This is a genomic window from Streptomyces sp. NPDC006207, from assembly GCF_040613835.1.
Lineage (GTDB): Bacteria > Actinomycetota > Actinomycetes > Streptomycetales > Streptomycetaceae > Actinacidiphila.
In genome coordinates, this window is the sequence record NZ_JBEXSX010000041.1 from 67,782 (window position 1) to 85,897 (window position 18,116).

Sequence of the window (18,116 nt, forward strand, 5' to 3'; positions counted from 1 at the left end):
CCCGGTCGTGCCGTCCGGCCGGACGTGGGCGGCACGGTCCCGCCCACTTCACGGCGGAGATCGAAGAGGCCGTTCCCGTCGTGTTGTTCGAGGGCGGCTCCGCGATCACCCCTCAGCAGTGCCTGGACCGGCTCCCGCGCCGAGGTACGCCCGCCGCGTCAGGACGGCTCGGCGGGGCGCTCCGGATCATGGGCGGCCGCAAGGAAACGTTCCCTGTCGACGACGGCACGGTCGATCTCGCCCGTCGCGACGAGCCGGCCCCAGTCGTCGACCGCCCGCACCCGGAAGGTGAGCCGCCGGCCGGTGGGGGAGGGCGGAGGCTCGGCGAAGACGTCGACCTTGCCGCCGACCGGTGTGGCGCGGACGTGGTCGATCCGCAGTGCCGTCCCCACCGTCGTCTGTCCCGCCGCCGTGAAGGGCGTCGCGGCGTGCACCGTCTCCGCCTCCAGCCAGGCGACGAGCTGCGGCGTGGCCAGGACGGGTACGTCGCCGCTGCCCACCGTCGTCGCGGTGTCGGCATCGGTCACCTCGTAGCGCATGCCACCAACGCTAGGCCGTGTTGTCAAATGCCCGCCTGCTCGGCGACGCCTGGTACGGCACTCCCCCAGCCTTCGGCCGGGGGTTCCCCCACGCTGCGTTGTCGAATCGTCCGAGTAACCCACTACGAGGACGACTCTCCGCCTTGCGATGCACCGCACCAGACGCCGCCGAGCCCGCCCTCCGGGCGGCCGGCGCTCATTTGACGACACGGCCTAGTACCGTCACCGCCCTGCTCCGCGGCAGCCACGTCCGGTCGGACCTCCGACTCGACGCCGGGGCGGGCGACTAGCGGCCCGCGGACCCCGCGGAGTCCAGCCACCGGGCCAGGACCGCCGCCTCGCTGTGGTCGACGTCCTTGGTGGCGGTGAGCAAGGTGACCTTGTCGTGGGCGGCGAGGTCGCGCAGGTGCTCGACGGCCGGCCGGTGATCGGGGTCCCCCAGTTCGGCGATGTACCGTTCGCGGAACTCGGGGAAGCGTTCCGTGTCGTGGTGGTACCAGTGACGGAGGTCGGCCGACGGTGCCACGTCGCGGAGCCACTCGTCGAGGTGGGCCCGCTCCTTGCTCACGCCCCGTGGCCACAGCCGGTCGACGAGGACGCGTTTGCCCTCCTGGGACGAGGCGTCCTCGTAGATCCTGCGGTAACCGAACCGTCCGGCCATGGCCGTCGTCACCTTCTCCGGTCGCGGTACCCCCGCGATCTTCACTCTATCGGCGGTGCCGCGCCGCGGCCCGTCCGGAAGGGAGGGGGCCCCGGCCGGGCTCAGCCTGTCCGGTCCAGTTGCTGCTCCGACCAGATGATCTTCCCGAGTTCCGTCGGCCGGCTGCCCCAGCGCGAGGACAACTGCGCCACCAGGAAGAGTCCGCGGCCGCCCTCGTCGAAGGTGCGCGCCCGGCGCAGGTGAGGAGCGGCGTTGCTCCCGTCGGTGACCTCGCAGATCAGCGAACGGTCCTTGATGAGCCGCAGGTGGATCGGGGCGCGTCCGTGCCGCAGGGCGTTGGTGACCAGCTCGCTGACGATGAGCCCGGTGGCGAAGGCCCTGTCCTCCAGCCCCCAGGCGGCGAGTTTCGCGGTCGTCTCCTCGCGTACCGCCGCGACGGCCGAAGGATCGGCCGGCACGTCCCAGTGGGCGACGTCGGCCGCCTCCAGCGCGCGGGGCCGCGCGACGAGCAGCGCGGCGTCGTCGCTGCCGTCCCCGGGCAGCAGGGCGCCCATGATGTCGTCGCAGACCGCCGTGATCGAGGACGTGGCCGCGGTGAGGGACGCCTGGAGCCTGGCGATCCCCGCGTCGAGGTCCTGGTGCCGGGATTTGACCAGCCCGTCGGTGAACAGGACGAGCAGGCAGTCCTCGGGCAGGGTGACCTCGGCCGACTCGAACGGGAGCCCCCCGAGGCCCAGCGGAGGTCCCTCCGGGAGTCCCACCCGGCGGCTCGTGCTGTCCGGCAGCACCAGCAGCGGTTCCACGTGGGCCGCCCGGGCCATCCGGCACCGGCGCGAGACGGGGTCGTACACCGCGTAGAGGACCGACGCCCCGACCTCCGGATCGGGGGCGTTGGCCTCCGTCTCCTGGTCCAGCCGGTTCACGATGTCGTCGAGGCGGGTGAGCAGCTCCTCCGGGGGGAGGTCGATGTCCGCGAGGGTACGCACGACCGAGCGCAGGCGTCCCATCGTCGCGGCCGCACGCACCCCGTGCCCGACGACGTCGCCCATGACCAGGGCGACGCGTGCGCCGGACAGCGGGATCACGTCGAACCAGTCGCCGCCCACCCCCGCGGCGAGGTCGGCGGGCCGGTAGCCGTAGGCGGCGTCGACCGCGTTCTGGGCGGGCGGTTCCCTGGGCAGCAGGCTCTGCTGCAGCGTCAGGGCGGTACTGTGCTCGCGCTGGAAATTGCGGGCGTTGTCGACCGAGATGGCGGTCGTGGCGGCCAGTTCCTCGGCGAGCAGCAGGTCGTCGGAGTCGAACGCCGTTCCGCGGCGCAGGAACGTCACCACCCCCAGCGTGCCGCCCCGGGCCGTCAGCGGCACGCAGATGGCCCCTCCGCGCGCGTCCCGTTCGAAGCCGCCCTCCCGCCCGGCCCAGGCCGCGGCCTCGTGCGGCAGGTCGACCCGTACGGCCCTGCGCTCGGACAGCGCACGACCGGGCAGGGACCGGCGGTCCACCACGTGCCAGGAGGGTGAGGCAGGGGGCAGCGCGCGGCCGCTCGCCGCCACGAGCCGGACCTCCACCGGGTCGCGGGAGGCCGCACCGCCGGCTCCGAGCGTCCGGGGCAGCAGATGCACCATGGCGACGTCGGCGAGGTCGGGCACCGCGAGCTCGGTGAGCTCCTGGGCCGTGCTTCCCACGTCGAGGGAGAGCCCGATGCTGCGGCGGGCGTCGTTGAGGAGGATCAGGCGCCGGCGGGCCCAGAATTCCGCGGAGTTGTCGCGTGCCATGGAGCACAGGCCCACCACGGTGCCGTCCTCGTCCCGGAGGGGGTCGATGTGGAGGGCCCATTCATGGGGCCGCTTCTCCCCGGGAACCTGCTCGTGGGTGACGACGTACTGCGTCGTTCCGGTGTCGCGGGCGCGGCGGAGCGCTTCCTCGACGGCGTAGTGCTGGCTGTCGGGGGTGAGGATCTCCGTGAGCCGGTGCCCCCGCATGGGGTCGACGCCGGCGTTGAACAGCCGGCAGGTGCGTTCGTTCGCCCACAGCAGGCGCAGTCCGGGCGACCACACGACGATGGCGGCGGACGACTGGGACCAAGCCCGCTCCAGCATGCCGCCGGCGCGGACGTCGTCCGCCGCCGGTCCGGACGGCCCGCTGACGAACCACACGGTGGAGCTGCCGTCGGCGGACGCCGGACGGATCAGCACGTCCACCTCCACGGGACGGCCCGCCTTGTCCCGGAGCACGGCCCGGTCCTCCCAGTGGTGGCCGGCCAGGCCGATCGCCAGGGTCTGGCGCGCGTCGTCGTCGGCGAGGTCCAGCGCGGGCCGGCCGATCACCTCGTCCCTGCGGTAACCGAGGATGCTCTCGGCCCCCGCGCTCCAGCCGTCGACGCGGCCCTCGGGGTCGACGGAGATGACCGCCCCCCGGTGCGCTGCCGGACTCCGGTGTGTGCCCCCCGATTCCGCTCCGTGCATCTGCAGATCGTCTCGTCCATGGCCGTGGGCAACGAGGCTCGCCTCCTCAGGGGGAGAACCGCTGCGCTGGGCGCCGGATTCCCCTGTGCTCGTGACGGGCCCGGGGCCGGGCCCGGGATCAGGCCTGGCCGGCGGCGGTGCGGGTGTCGCCGTGGGCCTGCTCGATGCGCCGGGCGGCCTCCTCGGCGGTGGCGCCGGTCAGCAGCATCACGATGGCCGTCTTGGCGTGGCCGCCCGCGGCGCTCAGGGCTTCTGCGGCGATGTCGGGGTCGGCGCCGGTGGCCTGCACGACCATGCGCCGGGCGCGGTCGACGAGCTTGTTGTTGGTGGCGCGCACGTCGACCATGAGGTTCCCGTAGACCTTGCCGAGCCTGACCATCGCGGCCGTGGAGAGCATGTTGCAGACCATCTTCTCCGCGGTGCCGCCCTTGAGCCGGGTGGAGCCGGTGAGGATCTCCGGGCCGGTGGGCACCTCGATCGGGACGTCGGCGTAGCGGCTGACGAGGGCGTCGCGGTTGCAGGCCACGGAGACGGTGACGGCGCCCCGCGTCGCGGCGTGCTTGAGGCCGCCGATGACGTACGGGGTGCGGCCGCTCGCGGCGAGGCCGACGACGGTGTCCCGGTCGCCGACGCCGATCTCGTCCAGGTCGGCGATCGCCCTGGCGGGCTCGTCCTCGGCACCCTCGACGGCGACGATGAACGCGCCGGGGCCGCCGGAGAGCAGGCCCACGACCTGCTCGGGCGCGGTGCCGAAGGTCGGCGGGCACTCGACGGCGTCGAGCAGGCCGATGCGGCCGCTGGTGCCGGCACCGAGGTAGATCAGGCGGCCGCCGCGGCGCAGGGACTCGGTGATGGCCTCGACGGCGGTGCCGATCTCGGGGAGGGCCTCGCGGACGGCGAGGGCGACGGTCTGGTCCTCGGCGTTCATCACGGACAGGAGTTCGGAGACCGGCATGCGGTCCAGTTCGGCGGTCCGCTCGTTGCGGGTCTCGGTGCCGAGTGTGCTGAGGTCCACGGCGCGGTCGTCCTTTCGGTGGTGCTGGTGGTGCTGGGGTGTGGTGCGGGGCCGGCGGTCAGTCGTCCGCCGGGGTGCGGCGCTGGGGCTGCGGGCGCCTGCGGCGTTGCACGGCCCCGTAGGTCTTCTGCAGCGCCGCGGTCGTGGCGTCGTAGGAGCGCTGGGCGACGCCGACGAACAGGCAGTCGATCACAGCGAGTTGGGCGATCCGGCTGACGGTCGCGCCGGACCGGAAAGGGGTCTCGCGGGCGCAGGTGGCGAGCACCAGGTCGGCGCCGTCGGCCAGGGTGGAGCCCGGGACGTTGGTGAGGGCGATCGTGGTGGCGCCGCGTTCGGCGGCCGCCTGCAGGGGCTCGACGGTGTCCTCGGTCTCCCCGGAGTGGGAGATGGCCAGGGCCACGTCGCCGGGGCCGAGCAGGGCGGCCGCGGTCAGGGCCGCGTGGCGGTCGGTCCAGATGAACGCCATGTGGCCGATGCGGTGCAGCTTCTGGTGCAGGTCCTGGCCGACGAAGGCGCTGGCGCCGACGCCGAAGATGTCCACGCGCCGGGCGCCGGCGACGGCGTCGACGGCGCGGCCGAGCGCCTCGATGTCGAGTCCGGCCCCGGAGTCCTCCAGGGCGCGGACCTCGTTGTAGACGATCTTGTGGACGATCTGTTCGAGGGTGTCGGTGGCGCTGATGTCGGTGCCCGGGGTCGGGCGCTCGCCGCCGAGCGCGTGCTCGCGGGCGGCGGCCGCGGCCAGCGCGAGCCGCAGTTGCGGGTAGTTGCCCAGTTTCATCGTCCGGCAGAACCGCATGACCGTGGCGACCGAGGTGGTGGCCCGTTCGGCGAGGGCGCTGATGGACAGCTCCGCCGCCTGTGCCGGATCGGCCAGGACGGCCTCGGCCACCCGTCGTTCGGAGGGCGCCAGGCCCGGCAGGGCCGCGCGGATGCGCGCCAGGGTGTCGCCGCCGGTGGCGGACTCCTGGGCCGGCTGCGCGGAGGTGCGGGTCGGGTCCTGGGAGGCCATGGATGGGTTCCCTCCTGAGTGGGTGGCGTCAGCGTAACCACGCCCCGTCGGTTGCGTCAAAAATTTACGTGATGCATTTCGTGAAGTTACTTATTGACATACGGACGTCTGCCTTCCGATACTCGCTGCACCGCGATCCGCGCCGGTCACCACCCACCGTGACCACCCGACGTGCCGGATCCCGTACGACACAAGGGCGTGCCGCATGACAGCAGCAGTGGCTGTGGACCTGGGGAAGACGGGCTGCCGTGCCGTGCTCACCGGCACGGACGGCACCGTCGGACCCGTCCACGAGGTTCCGGGGGCCCCGGGACTCGCTGCCGAGGGCGGCGTCGACGCGGCGCGCGCCGCCGTGCGCGCCGCCGTCCTGCCGCTGATCGAGGGGTACGCCCCGGGCCGGCTCGCCGCCGTCTGCGTCGGCGCCGCCGGAGCGGCCGCGGCCCCGGAGGCCGCCCGCACCCTGGCCGAACTGCTCCTCCAGGACCTGCCCGCGGACGAGGTCGCCGTCACCAGTGACGCCGTCACCGCCCACGCGGGCGCCCTGGGCGGCCGTACGGGCGTGGTGCTGGCCATCGGCACCGGCTCCGTCGCCATCGGCATCGGCGAGGACGGCTCGTACGCCCGCGTCGACGGCTGGGGCCCGTGGCTCGGCGACGAGGGCAGCGGCGCGTGGATCGGGGTGACCGGCCTGCGGGCCGCACTCCGCGCCCACGACGGACGCGGCCCGGACACCGCGCTGCTGGCCGCCGCCACCCGGCGCTTCGGCGACCCGGACGCGCTGCCCGCGGCCCTCGCGGCCGGCGGCAACCCCGCCCGGACCGCGGCCTCCTTCGCCCCGGACGTGTCCCACGCCGCCGCATCGGGTGACGCCGTCGCCGGGGTGATCGTCCGGGACGCGGCCACCGCACTGGGCGAGGCCGTGCTCGCGGCCGCCGCCCGGATCACCGGGGAGGTCCTGCCCGTCACCGTCACCGGCGGGCTGACCGGCCTCGGCGAACCGCTCATGGCGCCGCTGCGCGCGATGCTCGAGGGCTCCGCGCCACCGCTGAGTCCGCGGCCCCCGCTCGGGGACCCGCTGGACGGCGCGCGCCTGCTGGCACGGGACGCCACCGTGCCGCACGAACCCCACGTCGTCCGAGTCCGCCGGACGACGTCACCCACTGTCCCCACCACGCCGGTGATCCCGCCGGCCGCTGCTTAGGAGCGAGCGTGCGCCAACTCGACCTCGTCGTGATCGTCGTCTATCTGATCGCCATCGCCTGGATCGGACTGCGACTGGCCGGACGGCAGAAAACGGCGAAGGACTACTTCGTCGGCGAAGGGCACATGCCCTGGTGGACCGTCTCCTTCTCCGTGGTGGCCACCGAGACCAGCGTGCTGACCGTCATCAGCGTGCCCGGCGGCGCCTACAGCGGGCAGGGCTTCGGCAACGTCGAACTCGCCCTCGGCTACGTCATCGGCCGCGTGGTCGTCGCCACCGTGCTGATCCCCCTGTACAAGCGCGGCGGGTTCGTCAGCGCCTACCAGTACCTGGGCAGCAGATTCGGATTGAAGCTGCAAGGACTCGCCTCGGTGACCTTCGTCTTCACCCGCCTCCTCGCCGAGGGCGTCCGCCTGTTCGCCTCCGCGATCCCGATCAAGCTGCTGCTCGACGAGTTCGGCGTGCACGCCGGTTACCGCCTGATCATCATCGTCCTCACGGTGATCACCGTCGTCTACACCTACCTCGGCGGCATCAAGGCGGTCATCTGGACCGACGCCATCCAGATGGGCCTGTACCTGGGCGGTGCCATCCTGGCCATCGCCGTGCTCTCCGGCCACGTCGGCGGCAGCGGCTTCTCCGACGCCCTGCACTCGGGCCACTTCAAGCTGTTCGACACCAACTTCGACCTGGCGCACGTCCTCACCAGCCCGTTCGCTCTGCCGACCGCGATCATCGGCGGCGCCATCTTCGCGATGGCCAGCCACGGTTCCGACCAGCTGATCGTCCAGCGCGTCCTGGCCACCCGCTCGCTGCGCGACGGCCAGAAGGCCATGATCGCCTCCGGTGTCTTCGTCACCCTCCAGTTCGCCGCCTTCTCGCTCGTCGGCGCGCTGCTGTGGTCGTACAACAAGGGCAAGAGCTTCTCCGAGCTGGGCCTGCACAGCTCCGACAACCTCTACCCGAACTTCATCCTGCACGGGCTGCCCGTGGTGATCTCCGGCCTGCTCGTGGCCGGCATCCTCGGCGCTGCGATGGGCTCGCTGTCCTCGGCCCTGAACTCCATGTCCAACTCGACGGTCGCCGACATCATCCACAGCTTCTTCCGCAGCACCCCGTCGGAGGAGTCGCTGCTCAAGCTCGCCCGGGTGATGACGCTGGTGTGGGCCGTGCTGATGGCCGTCTTCGCCTGCGCCTTCAGCACCAGCACCGGCAACGTCTACCTGACCGGCCTGACCATCGCGGGCTACACCTACGGCGCGCTGCTCGGCGCCTTCCTGCTCGGCCGGATCATCAGGCGCGCCAACGAGGTCGACGCCGTCGTCGCGTTCCTCGTCACGGTCGGCGTGATGACCTACATCGTGCGCTCGGTGAAGATCGACGTCACCGTGGCGGGCGCGACGGTGCCGACCGCCATCGCCGCCCAGTGGCTGGTGCCGATCGGCGTGCTGATCACCCTGGTCATCGGCGGTGTGATGAGCCTGTTCCACAAGGCCCCCGAGGTCCGCGAGGTGCGTGAGGTCGAGCTGACCGACGGCGGTCCCAAGTCCGGTTCCGGCTCCGGTCGTGTCGCGGCGGGCGCCGGCCTCGAGTGAGGACCCCCGGGGTGGGGGCCGTCGACGGGCGGCCCCCACCCCGGGCACCGCACGACCGCCCCGGACACCACAGTTGGGAGAAAGCCATGCGCGTGATCGGCCTGATGTCGGGCACCTCGTACGACGCCATCGAGGCGGCCGCCGCCGACCTCACCCTGGACGGCGAGACCCTGCTCATGCGGCCGCTCGGTCATCTGTCGGTGCCCTACGCCGACGACCTGCGGGACCTGATCAGCGCGACCCTGCCGCCCGCGGCGACGACCACCCAGGCCGTGTGCGCGCTGGACACCGGCATCGGCCAGGCCTTCGCCGACGCCGCGGCACGCGCGCTCGACGAGCTGTGCGCGGGCGCCGCCGACCTCGTCGTGTCCCACGGCCAGACGATGCACCACTGGGTCGAGGACGGCACCGTCCGCGGCACCCTGCAACTGGGCCAGCCGGCCTGGATCGCCGAGGCCACCGGGCTGCCGGTCGTGTCCGACCTGCGCAGCAGGGACGTGGCCGCGGGCGGCCAGGGCGCCCCGCTGGTCGGGATGACCGACACCCTGCTGCTGCGCGGGCTGCCGGGAGTGCCCGCCGCGCTCAACCTCGGCGGCATCGCCAACATCACCGTCGTCGCCCCCGGCGCCGAGCCCCTGGCCTTCGACACCGGCCCCGCCAACGCCCTGCTGGACGCGGCCGTACGCCACTTCACCGGCGGCGCCGCCGCCTACGACGCGGACGGCCGCCGCGCCGCGGCCGGACGCACCGACCCCGACCTGCTCAAGGTCCTCCTCGACGACCCCTACTACCGCAGGCCCGCACCGAAGAGCACCGGCAAGGAACTCTTCCACCTGCCGTACCTGCAGCGGGCCCTGACCGCCGTGCCCGCGCCCGGCACCGACGACGTCCTCGCCACCCTGACCAGGCTCACCGCCGTCACGGTCGCCGACGCCTGCCGGGCGCACGGGGTCACCAGCCTGGTCGTGTCCGGCGGAGGCGCCCGCAACCCGGTGCTGATGCGCATGATCGCCGAGGAACTGCCCGGCGTGACGCTGCGGCCCAGCGACGACCTGGGCCTGCCCTCCGACGCCAAGGAGGCCCTCGCCTTCGCCGTGCTCGGCTTCCTCACCGTCCACGGCCTGCCCGGCACCCTCACCTCGGGCACCGGCGCCCGCCGCGCCACGGTGCTGGGCAGCATCACCCCCGGCCTGGCCCCGCTGCGCCTGCCCGAACCCGCCGCACAGCCGCCCCGCCTGCTGCGGATCACCGACCCCGCCCACTGACCGTCCGCCGCCGCCGCGTCGTACCGTCGTACCCGAGGAACCATGAGCACCTCCGCCGCCACCCCCGCCCCCACGTCCCGCACCGCCGACCCCGGCCCGGCCGCGTGGCTGACGGCGTGCGTGGCCGACCCCTCCCGGGTCTCCACCGACGTGCCCCGCAGGGTCGCTGCCGCCCACGACGCCTCGCCGTACCTCTTCACCCCGCAGGCCGTGGTGCGCGCCGCCTCCACCGCCGAGGTCGGCGCGCTCATGGGCGGGGCGCGCAGGGCCGGGATCCCGCTCACGCTGCGCTCCGGCGGCACGAGCCTGGCGGGGCAGGCCGGGGGCGACGGCGTCCTGGTGGACGTCCGCACGCACTGGCGCTCCGCCGAGGTCCTCGACGAGGGCCTGCGCATCCGCCTGCAGCCGGGACTCACCGTGCGCCAGGCCAACGCACGGCTCGCCCGGTACGGCCGCCGGCTCGGCCCCGACCCGGCCAGCGAGAGCGCCTGCACCATCGGCGGGCTCGTCGCCAACAACTCCAGCGGCATGAACTGCGGCACCCAGGACAACGCCTACCGCACCATGGAGTCGCTGCAGTTCGTGCTGCCGTCCGGCACCGTCGTCGACACCGCCGCCCCCGACGCGGACGCCGCACTGCGCGCCCACGAGCCCGGCCTCCACGCCGGGCTGCTGCGGCTGCGCGACCGGGTCCGCGGCTCGGCCGCCTCCCGCGCCACCATCGAGCGGCTGTTCGCGATGAAGAACACCATGGGGTACGGGCTCAACTCGTTCCTCGACCACACCGACCCCGCCGACATCCTCGCCCACCTGATGATCGGCAGCGAGGGCACCCTCGGCTTCGTCGGCGAGGCCGTCTTCCACACCGTCCCCCTGCTGCCGCACACCGCCACCGGCCTGCTGATCCTGCCGGGCCTGGCCGAGGCGACCGACGCCCTCCCGGCGCTGCTGGCCGCCGGCGCCCGCACCGCCGAACTCCTCGACGCCGCCTCCCTGCGCGTCGCTCAGCAGGCCGCCGACCCCGTCGAGGAACTGCGCGGGCTGCGGGTGGAACGCCACGCCGCCCTGCTGGTGGAGTTCGCCGAGGACAGCGCCGAAGCGCTCGACGCGACCGTGGCCGCCGCCCGGCCGGTCCTGGACCGGCTGCCCGCGGTCACCGGCTCCGCGCTCACCCGCGACGGGGCCGTCCGCGGCCGGCTCTGGCACCTGCGCAAGGGCCTGTACACGGCCGTCGCCGGGGCACGGCCGGCCGGGACGACCGCGCTCCTGGAGGACATCGCCGTCCCCATGGAACGGCTGACCGGCACCTGCGAGGGCCTGATCGGCCTGTTCGACCGGTACGGCTACCAGGACGCGGTCATCTTCGGCCACGCCCGCGACGGCAACCTGCACTTCATGCTCACCCAGGACTTCGACACCCGCGCCGAGACCGAGCGCTACGCCCGCTTCACCGACGCGATGGCCGACCTCGTCCTGGACGCCGGTGGCACCCTCAAGGCCGAGCACGGCACCGGCCGCGCCATGGCCCCCTTCGTCCACCGCCAGTACGGCGACGAGCTGTACGAGGTCATGCGCGAGCTGAAGCGGCTCTGCGACCCCCACGACGTCCTCAACCCCGGCGTCCTGCTGACCGACGACCCGGCCGCGCACCTGCGCGACCTGAAGAGCGTGCCCGCGGTCGACCCGGCCGTCGACGCGTGCGTGGAGTGCGGCTACTGCGAGCCGGTCTGCCCGACCGCCGACGTCACCACCACGCCCCGGCAACGCATCGCCCTGCAGCGTGAGATCGCCCTGGCCACCGCCGCCGGCGACGAGGAGCGCCGCCGCGCCCTGGAGGCGGACTACGCGTACGCGGCCGTCGACAGTTGCGCGGCCGACAGCCTGTGCGTCACCGCCTGTCCCGTCACCATCGACACCGGCGCGGTCATGAAGCGCCTGCGCGCGCAGCGCCACAGCCCCACCGCCCAGCGCCTCGGCAACACCACCGCCCGGCACTGGGGGAGTGCCATCACCGGAGTGCGTGCCGCCCTCAACACCGCCCACGCGCTGCCCACCCCGGTCACCCGAGCCGCCACCGGCGTGGTCCGCAAGCTCGGGGCGACGGAGCTGGTGCCCACCTGGTCCGGCGACATCCCGCGCGGCGGCCCGGCCCGCCCCGCCCCCCGGCACCCCGAAGGGGCGCGGGCGGTGTTCTTCGCCGCCTGCATCGGCAGCGTCTTCGCCCCCGAAGGAGACTCCGGCGGCGCGGCCGCCGCCTTCCTGCGGCTGTGCGAACGCGCCGGCGTCCAGGTCACCGCCCCGGACGGGCTGACCGGCCTGTGCTGCGGCACGCCGTGGCAGTCCAAGGGCTACACCGACGGCCACCGCACCATGGCCGGCCGGACCCTTGAGGCACTGTGGGAGGCCAGCGACGGCGGGCGGCTGCCGGTCGTGTGCGACGCCTCCTCCTGCACCCACGGTCTCGAGCAACTGGCCGACATCCTCCCGGAGTCCGACCGCGCCCGGTTCTCGGCCCTGCGCTTCGTCGACAGCGTCGCCTTCACCGCCGAGCACCTGCTCCCCGCCCTGCCCGCCCCGCGCCGCATGGGCACCATGGCCCTGCACCCCACCTGCTCCACCGTCCACCTGGGCATCGACGCCGCCCTGCGCCAGGTCGCGGCCGCGGTCAGCGAACAGGTCACCGTCCCCGACAACTGGGGCTGCTGTGCCTTCGCCGGGGACCGCGGACTGCTCCACCCGGAGGTCACGCAGTCCGCGACGGCCGCCCAGGCGGCGGAGATCACCGCCGGGACGTACGACGCGTACGCCTCGTGCAACCGCACCTGCGAGATGGGCATGACCCGCGCCACCGGCCGCCCCTACCGGCACGTCCTGGAACTGCTGGACGAGGCCACCGCCTGACGGGCGGGCTCAGTGCCCGCCCGGCCCCGGCAGGCACGACCCGTCCGCCGTCCTGCTGGAACTCTGGAAGGACCAGCGCGCGCAGGCCCTTCAGTCGGAGAACCAGCGTGCCGCACTCACCAACATCGTCATCGTCGTCGTCGCGGCCGGGCTCGGATTCCTCGCGCAGAAGGAGCACTTTGCGCACCGGCGACCTCTGCGTCACCGTGCCCATGGTCCTCCTGGGCGTGTACGGCACCCTCACGTGCTGGAAGTACCGGGAGCGGACCAGCCTCCACAACCGGCAGATACGCACGCTGTACGCCGCGATCGCAGACGAGCACCCCGAACTGGGTCTGCGGCGCGTCAAGTCCGAGCCCTACGCCCGCCACGAGGCCCGGTCCGCCCGCACGGCGAGGATCCGCCTCTACGTCCTCCGGATGAGCCTGCACATCGGGGTCGCGCTGGGAGGGGTGTTCCTGAGCGTGTGGATCGTTGCCGCCCGGTGACGGCCCGATCGGCGTGCGCCGCGGGGCCGGCGGCACGGCCTCGCGTCACTCGTCCTCCGCGTCCCAGGCCTCGCCGGGGAAGTGCGCGTGCACCCACCCCGCGTTGAGCACCAGCCGGGAGGTCCGGTGCACGGCCAGGAAGCCGATCGGCCCGGTGAACTCGACGGCGACGCGTTTCGTCCTGGACGGCGGTATGCCCAGCGCCACGGCGCCGAACGCCGTGACCGCGGCGGAACGGTAGCCCAGCGCGCTGAAGGCGGCCGTGACCGTCTGCCCGGCGGCGCCCACGACCAGCGGCTCGCGGCTGATGCGGGGGAAGTGCCCTCGGGAGGGGTCCGTGGCCGAGGCGAGCCCGAACAGCCCCGCGTGGGCGAGCAGATCGTGGTGAGCCGTCACCTCGAACGGCACCGCGGTCACCGACAGGTACGGCTCGCGGTCCCAGCTGTGCACGCGCGACACCGTGACCCCGGGACCCGGTTCCCCGTACGGAAGCCGGTCCCCGAGGACGGCCGGGTACGTGCGCTGCAGCGCGCCCACGCCCGCCGCAAGCACCTCGCCACCCGGCACGTCGTCCTCACCGCGCAGCAGGTGGACGTCGATCCCGCCCGTGCCCACCACCTTCAGCACCGCCACCCGCCCGCACGGCGCCTCCACCACCTCGGTACGGTCCAGCAGCGCGGTGGTGCGGTGGAGGACCCCGCCGTGGTTCCGGAACGGCCGGAGCCAGTCGGTCCTGACGGTCAGCGCACCGGCCAGCACCAGCTCCGTCTCCTCGTTGAAGGCCACCGGCATCCTCGGGATCAGGCCGCCGGAGCACTTGTCGGCCCAGGCGTCCAGCGCTCTGCGGTCGGCGGTGACGTCGCCGCTCAGCGCTCCGTGCGAAGCCGGTGGAAGCGCGCCGACCCATCCGGGTTCCAGCGGCAGCGAGCCCTTGCTCCACAGCCCGATCGCGGCGGCCACGCCCGGCAGCCCGTCCATGCGCGCCAGCAGCCGCCCCGCTGCCTCGGCTGCCTCACCGGACCCGATCCCCGTCGCCCGCTCCAGCTCGTCCCGCGCGGCACCGTCTGATCCTGCCGCGAACAGGGCCAGCAGCGGCCACACCCCTGCGGCGGAGAACACCGTCTCCTCGCTGTGCCGCAGCGCCTGGCCCGCCCACCCCACGGTCAGCGCGTTGACCGCGCGGACCGTCCTCGCGTCTCCCATGTCCCGTGATCACGGCAGCGCGCCCTCCCGACGCCAACAGGGTTTCCCGCAAGCTCAAATGAGGCTCAAGCGGCAGGGACAAGCCACCGCTCCGCGGATACGATGCAGGTCACGTGGCTGTCGACATACGGGGGAGAGCTGCTGTGGTCGAACTCGGGATCCTCTTGCTCCTGCTCGCGTCGTTCGTGACGTACCTGGTCGTCAAACTCCTGCGCCGCGGCAACCGCCGCACGGAGAACGCGGACGGCCTGCTCATCGAGCAGGCCCGCCGTGAGCAGGCCCACGCCGACCGTTGGACGTACAACTCGGCGTCCGTGCACAACGCTCCGCTCACCCACTCCTCGGACCCGTTCCACCCCTGACCGGCGGTCGCCGCCGACCAACCCACAGCAGCGCCGTCAGGGGAAATTCCCTGGCGGTGCTGTCAGTTGGGGCTGCTACTCTCCAGCGGCTCGTGCCACGCACGATCACACAGAGGAGGTGCAGGACCATCACGTGGTTGCAACTCGTGGCTCGGCGTTGACGAAGCCGAGCCGTCGGTTCATGCCGATGGCCGATGCGTCGTCAGGGTGGTGGAAGGTCTGCAGCCAGTGGATTCCGTGAGAACGCGCGAAGCCAATGGCCAGGAGCTTCATGGCCAGCGAGATTCCCCTTCCCCGATGGCCGGCCAGCAGCCCGGTCATCTCGCTGAGGGCGTGCCCTTCGGGTTGGAGCGACGTGGTTGCCATGCCAACCCATGACCCACCGTCCAGGGCAAGGACGACACCTTGGGGATCGTAGGTCGGAGTCTCGATGCGCTGGGTGAGGTACTCGTCGAACGTGTAGAACTCCCCCCCCGCTCTGGGATGTCGGCGGAGCACGTCTTGTTCAGGTCGTAAAGCGCACGCCGATGTTCAACCGTGTCGCCGACAGCTGCCATGGTCGTGAACTCGATACCAGCCTGCTGGCAGCGTCGGAGGTACGGTTCGAATCGAATCGTCGAACGCATCCAGGTCGAGATTGAGCCGAACCCACTCGACGGCCATGAGGGCACCTCCAGGATCACCAGCCTGAACACGTTCTCGAAGCCTATCGATCAAGGACACGTCACATCACAGTAGGCGAACCTTGCCTGATGCGGCACCAGCCCTTTCCCGGCCCCACCCGGGGCACGCTCCTGCTTGTGGCCCTGTCGTCCGGTACGGCGGGGCCACGGCCGTGCCGTGGACCCTGCGCCATGAGGTGACAGGGTTTCAGCGTGCCGGCTCCTCATCGGGGCCGGCCGACTTCCCGCCCGGTGGTGTGAAGCAGGCCGTGATCGTCTTGCCGTGGTGCTGGGCGTGCGTGTGCCAGTGGTCGGCGAGACCGTCCACGATGGCGAGCCCGCGCCCGCCGGTGGCCTCTGCGTCGGCGTCGCACGGGGCGGGCACCGTGTCGTCGTCATCGTGGACGCTGACGTGCAGGCAGCGGCTGTCCCAGGTGAGGACGACCTCGGCGTCGCTGTGGGCGTGGACGTGAGCGTTCGTGACGAGCTCCGACACGGCCAGCAGGATGTCGTCGACCGTGCCCGGCGCGTCCTTGGTCCAGTCCAGAGTGGCGAGGTGCTGCCGCGTCCACCGCCGGCCGGCCCGCACTCCGCCGGACACCGGGAACGACCGCGCCCAGCCGACGGCCTTCATCGAGGAGTCGGCCATCGGAGAGCTCCCTTCTGCTCATGGGTGGCAGAAGTACGCCTACCCCGCCTGCCGCCGCGCATCGCGGTGCGAACGGACGGAGCGGGTCCCGGACACCGATCGGCGTCCGGGACCCGCGCGTCGGGCTCGCTCCAGGCGGCGCTCCTACACCTCACCACGCCAGGAGCCGCTCTCGATGCCGCGGGCCTCGATGTACGCCTTGAAGCGCTTGAGGTCGCCCTTGGCCTGGCGCTTGACGACGCCGAGCTTGTCGGCCACCGTGTCGGCCACGCCGTGCGGCTCGTGCCGGAGTTGCAGCATGACCTTGGTGTGCCGGTCGTCCAGGCGGTGGAAGGTCACGACCCCCGCCTGGTGGACGTCGCCGCCGACCGTGGTCCAGGCGACCCTCTCGTCCGGGATCTGCTCGCTGATCTCGGCGTCGAACTCGCGCGTCACGCCGTCCACCTTCGCGACCCAGTGCGTCAGGGTCGGCGTGCGCTGGTCGATGCGCTCCACGCCCTCCATGAAGTGGGGGAACTCCTCGAACTGCGTCCACTGGTTGTACGCCGTCGTGACCGGCACCGCGACCTCGACCGACTCCTCAACCGTCGACATGCGCCCACCTTTCGGGTCGGCATCCGCTTCGGGATGCAGGGTCCTTCTTCTCGGTGGTGGCGCCTGCCCGAGCCCGATGGCGCCAAACAGCGCTCCGGGCACGGCCGCCCGGCCCGGCGGGGCATGCGAGGGTCCCCGCCGTGGTGCCACGGCGGGGACCTCGTGGAGCTCCGGCTCAGACGGCGGCGCGGGTGCGCTGCTTGGCGGCGCTGATGACGTCGGGGCGTCCGCGGTGCTGCCGCTCGTAGTCCATGGCCTGCCGGGCCTGCAGCGGTTCGGCGCCGCGCAGCCGCGCGGTGATCTGGTCCGGGCTCATGGTGTCGTAGCCGGGCCAGGGCTGGTTGGCGCGCAGGTTCTCGATGGCGTTCAGGATGCCGACCCGGTCGCCGTGCTCCCGTTCGTAGTCCTCGATGACGGAGAGGTCCGCCTGCGAGAAGATGCGCAGCCGCTGGATGATCTCCGCGACGGGGAGCCGGTCGTAGTCAGCCAGCGGGAGGTCCACATTCCGGGCCACGGGGGCGTGGGCCTTCCCGGCCGGGCGCGGTGCGTCGGCGGCGGGACGGGGCGCCGGCTGTCCGGCGGTCCAGACGGCCTGGAGCCGCTGGGCGGTCGTGCGCAGCGTCCGGACGGCGGCGTCGGCCAGACCGGCCGCCCCGTGGGCGTGGTGGCCGTTGCCGGCCGCCGTGGTGGCCACCGCCAGGGCCTGTTCCTCGACGCTGGACTCCAGGTCGCGCAGCAGTTGCTCGTCCTGCCGGCGCAGCGTGGTCAGCAGCGCGGCGGCGCGGTCGTCCTGGGCCAGGGTGGCGATGCTCTCGCCCGCCCGGCAGGCCGCGAGGGCCCGCGCGGTGGCGGTGTACTCGGCCTCGGTGTTCCTCAGCAGCTGGTGCTCGTCGGCCTGCCCGCGCCCCGGCAGGACGCCGCGGACCATGCGGGTGCCGATGTGCAGAGGCGCCATGGCCGTGTGGAACGCGCCGGCCGACGCGGTCCGGACCATCTCGGCGGTGTCCCGCAGGAGGTGGCGCGGGCGCATCTCACGGACGTGGGTGTCGATGCGGGCGATGTGGTGCTGGGTCTGGGCGGCATGACGTTCCAGGGTCTGCCGATGGGGACCGACGGGGGTGACGGCCATGTCGGTCCGGAACCGGTCGACCACCGCGGCGTGTGCCTCCCGCACATCCTCGAGCGCGGGTATGAGCGCATCCGTCGTCAATGTCATGCCTGCTCCCTCGTGGGGTGTCGTGGCGGCCGTGGAGGCCGCCCTGGCGTGCGGCGGCGCCGCCGGGTGGGGCGGGCACCGGCACCAGCGTGGGCGAAGCGGAGGAAGATCGCCCGGCGAGGCGGGCTCGTCGCACGCGGCCGCACGGCGGGCCGGGGGCGCGAGTCAGTGCCCGGCGCCGGTCCCGGTGAACTGCGCGGGGCTGTCGAGGAACGTAACAGGGATGAAAGCCCGACGAAAGACCTTGCTGCAAAGACTTGCAAGATCTTCCGATCGTTACATCTGCGTGTCCTC

The 18,116-nt window shown here is 73.0% G+C and carries 16 protein-coding genes; 6 read left to right on the plus strand and 10 right to left on the minus strand.

Annotated elements, in window-relative coordinates:
• Positions 1–158 precede the first annotated feature (158 nt).
• The 5 genes from ABZ312_RS28800 to ABZ312_RS28820 form a co-directional block, all read right to left on the minus strand.
• Positions 159–539 carry a thioesterase family protein gene (locus ABZ312_RS28800; protein ID WP_500439071.1) on the minus strand — a complete coding sequence of 127 codons (381 nt, stop codon included), beginning with the start codon at positions 537–539 and terminating at the stop codon, positions 159–161.
• Between the two features lie 286 nt (positions 540–825).
• Positions 826–1,200, minus strand: a complete 375-nt coding sequence (locus ABZ312_RS28805) for a DUF488 domain-containing protein (protein WP_500327616.1) — start codon at positions 1,198–1,200, stop codon at positions 826–828.
• A gap of 101 nt (positions 1,201–1,301) precedes the next feature.
• Positions 1,302–3,662, minus strand: coding sequence for a SpoIIE family protein phosphatase (locus ABZ312_RS28810; protein ID WP_500439072.1), 2,361 nt, complete (start codon positions 3,660–3,662; stop codon positions 1,302–1,304).
• A gap of 118 nt (positions 3,663–3,780) precedes the next feature.
• Positions 3,781–4,677 carry an N-acetylmuramic acid 6-phosphate etherase gene (gene murQ, locus ABZ312_RS28815; protein ID WP_500327614.1) on the minus strand — a complete coding sequence of 299 codons (897 nt, stop codon included), beginning with the start codon at positions 4,675–4,677 and terminating at the stop codon, positions 3,781–3,783.
• Positions 4,678–4,735: 58 nt separating this feature from the next.
• Positions 4,736–5,686 carry a MurR/RpiR family transcriptional regulator gene (locus tag ABZ312_RS28820; protein WP_500327613.1) on the minus strand — a complete coding sequence of 317 codons (951 nt, stop codon included), beginning with the start codon at positions 5,684–5,686 and terminating at the stop codon, positions 4,736–4,738.
• 205 nt (positions 5,687–5,891) lie between these two features.
• Here ABZ312_RS28820 and ABZ312_RS28825 point away from each other — a divergent pair, with 205 nt between their 5' ends.
• The 5 genes from ABZ312_RS28825 (at position 5,892) to ABZ312_RS28845 (ending at position 13,136) form a co-directional block, all read left to right on the plus strand.
• Complete coding sequence (locus tag ABZ312_RS28825; RefSeq protein WP_500360646.1) at positions 5,892–6,887, plus strand: N-acetylglucosamine kinase; 996 nt, start codon at positions 5,892–5,894, stop codon at positions 6,885–6,887.
• 8 nt (positions 6,888–6,895) lie between these two features.
• A complete protein-coding gene (locus ABZ312_RS28830; RefSeq protein ID WP_500439073.1) occupies positions 6,896–8,482 on the plus strand; it encodes a sodium:solute symporter in 1,587 nt (528 codons plus the stop codon).
• Between the two features lie 86 nt (positions 8,483–8,568).
• Positions 8,569–9,747 carry an anhydro-N-acetylmuramic acid kinase gene (locus ABZ312_RS28835; RefSeq protein ID WP_500360647.1) on the plus strand — a complete coding sequence of 393 codons (1,179 nt, stop codon included), beginning with the start codon at positions 8,569–8,571 and terminating at the stop codon, positions 9,745–9,747.
• Positions 9,748–9,789: 42 nt separating this feature from the next.
• Complete coding sequence (locus tag ABZ312_RS28840) at positions 9,790–12,648, plus strand: FAD-binding and (Fe-S)-binding domain-containing protein (RefSeq protein WP_500439074.1); 2,859 nt, start codon at positions 9,790–9,792, stop codon at positions 12,646–12,648.
• Between the two features lie 179 nt (positions 12,649–12,827).
• Positions 12,828–13,136, plus strand: coding sequence for a hypothetical protein (locus ABZ312_RS28845; RefSeq protein ID WP_500327607.1), 309 nt, complete (start codon positions 12,828–12,830; stop codon positions 13,134–13,136).
• 45 nt (positions 13,137–13,181) lie between these two features.
• Here ABZ312_RS28845 and ABZ312_RS28850 read toward each other — a convergent pair whose 3' ends face one another.
• The gene (locus ABZ312_RS28850) at positions 13,182–14,339 is read right to left on the minus strand and encodes a serpin family protein (RefSeq protein ID WP_500439075.1); all 1,158 of its coding nucleotides are present in this window, start codon (positions 14,337–14,339) and stop codon (positions 13,182–13,184) included.
• A gap of 113 nt (positions 14,340–14,452) precedes the next feature.
• Between ABZ312_RS28850 and ABZ312_RS28855 the strand changes: the two genes are divergently transcribed.
• Positions 14,453–14,701 (plus strand): hypothetical protein, encoded by a 249-nt coding sequence (locus ABZ312_RS28855; RefSeq protein WP_500327605.1) that lies wholly within the window; start codon positions 14,453–14,455, stop codon positions 14,699–14,701.
• Positions 14,702–14,830: 129 nt separating this feature from the next.
• Here ABZ312_RS28855 and ABZ312_RS28860 read toward each other — a convergent pair whose 3' ends face one another.
• From ABZ312_RS28860 to ABZ312_RS28875, 4 genes are all read right to left on the minus strand, one after another.
• Complete coding sequence (locus tag ABZ312_RS28860; protein ID WP_500327604.1) at positions 14,831–15,199, minus strand: GNAT family N-acetyltransferase; 369 nt, start codon at positions 15,197–15,199, stop codon at positions 14,831–14,833.
• 372 nt (positions 15,200–15,571) lie between these two features.
• A complete protein-coding gene (locus tag ABZ312_RS28865; RefSeq protein ID WP_500327602.1) occupies positions 15,572–16,012 on the minus strand; it encodes an ATP-binding protein in 441 nt (146 codons plus the stop codon).
• Between the two features lie 144 nt (positions 16,013–16,156).
• Complete coding sequence (locus ABZ312_RS28870) at positions 16,157–16,606, minus strand: SRPBCC family protein (RefSeq protein WP_499509056.1); 450 nt, start codon at positions 16,604–16,606, stop codon at positions 16,157–16,159.
• 175 nt (positions 16,607–16,781) lie between these two features.
• A complete protein-coding gene (locus ABZ312_RS28875; RefSeq protein ID WP_500327601.1) occupies positions 16,782–17,822 on the minus strand; it encodes a hypothetical protein in 1,041 nt (346 codons plus the stop codon).
• Positions 17,823–18,116 lie beyond the last annotated feature (294 nt).

What these genes read in the sequence shown, in the direction of transcription:
- ABZ312_RS28800 (WP_500439071.1), bottom strand. Translation starts at nt 539, where the DNA reads ATGCGCTACGAGGTGACCGATGCCGACACCGCGACGACGGTGGGCAGC.
- ABZ312_RS28805 (WP_500327616.1), bottom strand. Translation starts at nt 1,200, where the DNA reads ATGGCCGGACGGTTCGGTTACCGCAGGATCTACGAGGACGCCTCGTCC.
- ABZ312_RS28810 (WP_500439072.1), bottom strand. Translation starts at nt 3,662, where the DNA reads ATGCACGGAGCGGAATCGGGGGGCACACACCGGAGTCCGGCAGCGCAC.
- ABZ312_RS28820 (WP_500327613.1), bottom strand. Translation starts at nt 5,686, where the DNA reads ATGGCCTCCCAGGACCCGACCCGCACCTCCGCGCAGCCGGCCCAGGAG.
- ABZ312_RS28825 (WP_500360646.1), top strand. Translation starts at nt 5,892, where the DNA reads ATGACAGCAGCAGTGGCTGTGGACCTGGGGAAGACGGGCTGCCGTGCC.
- ABZ312_RS28835 (WP_500360647.1), top strand. Translation starts at nt 8,569, where the DNA reads ATGCGCGTGATCGGCCTGATGTCGGGCACCTCGTACGACGCCATCGAG.
- ABZ312_RS28840 (WP_500439074.1), top strand. Translation starts at nt 9,790, where the DNA reads ATGAGCACCTCCGCCGCCACCCCCGCCCCCACGTCCCGCACCGCCGAC.
- ABZ312_RS28850 (WP_500439075.1), bottom strand. Translation starts at nt 14,339, where the DNA reads ATGGGAGACGCGAGGACGGTCCGCGCGGTCAACGCGCTGACCGTGGGG.
- ABZ312_RS28865 (WP_500327602.1), bottom strand. Translation starts at nt 16,012, where the DNA reads ATGGCCGACTCCTCGATGAAGGCCGTCGGCTGGGCGCGGTCGTTCCCG.
- ABZ312_RS28870 (WP_499509056.1), bottom strand. Translation starts at nt 16,606, where the DNA reads ATGTCGACGGTTGAGGAGTCGGTCGAGGTCGCGGTGCCGGTCACGACG.
- ABZ312_RS28875 (WP_500327601.1), bottom strand. Translation starts at nt 17,822, where the DNA reads ATGACATTGACGACGGATGCGCTCATACCCGCGCTCGAGGATGTGCGG.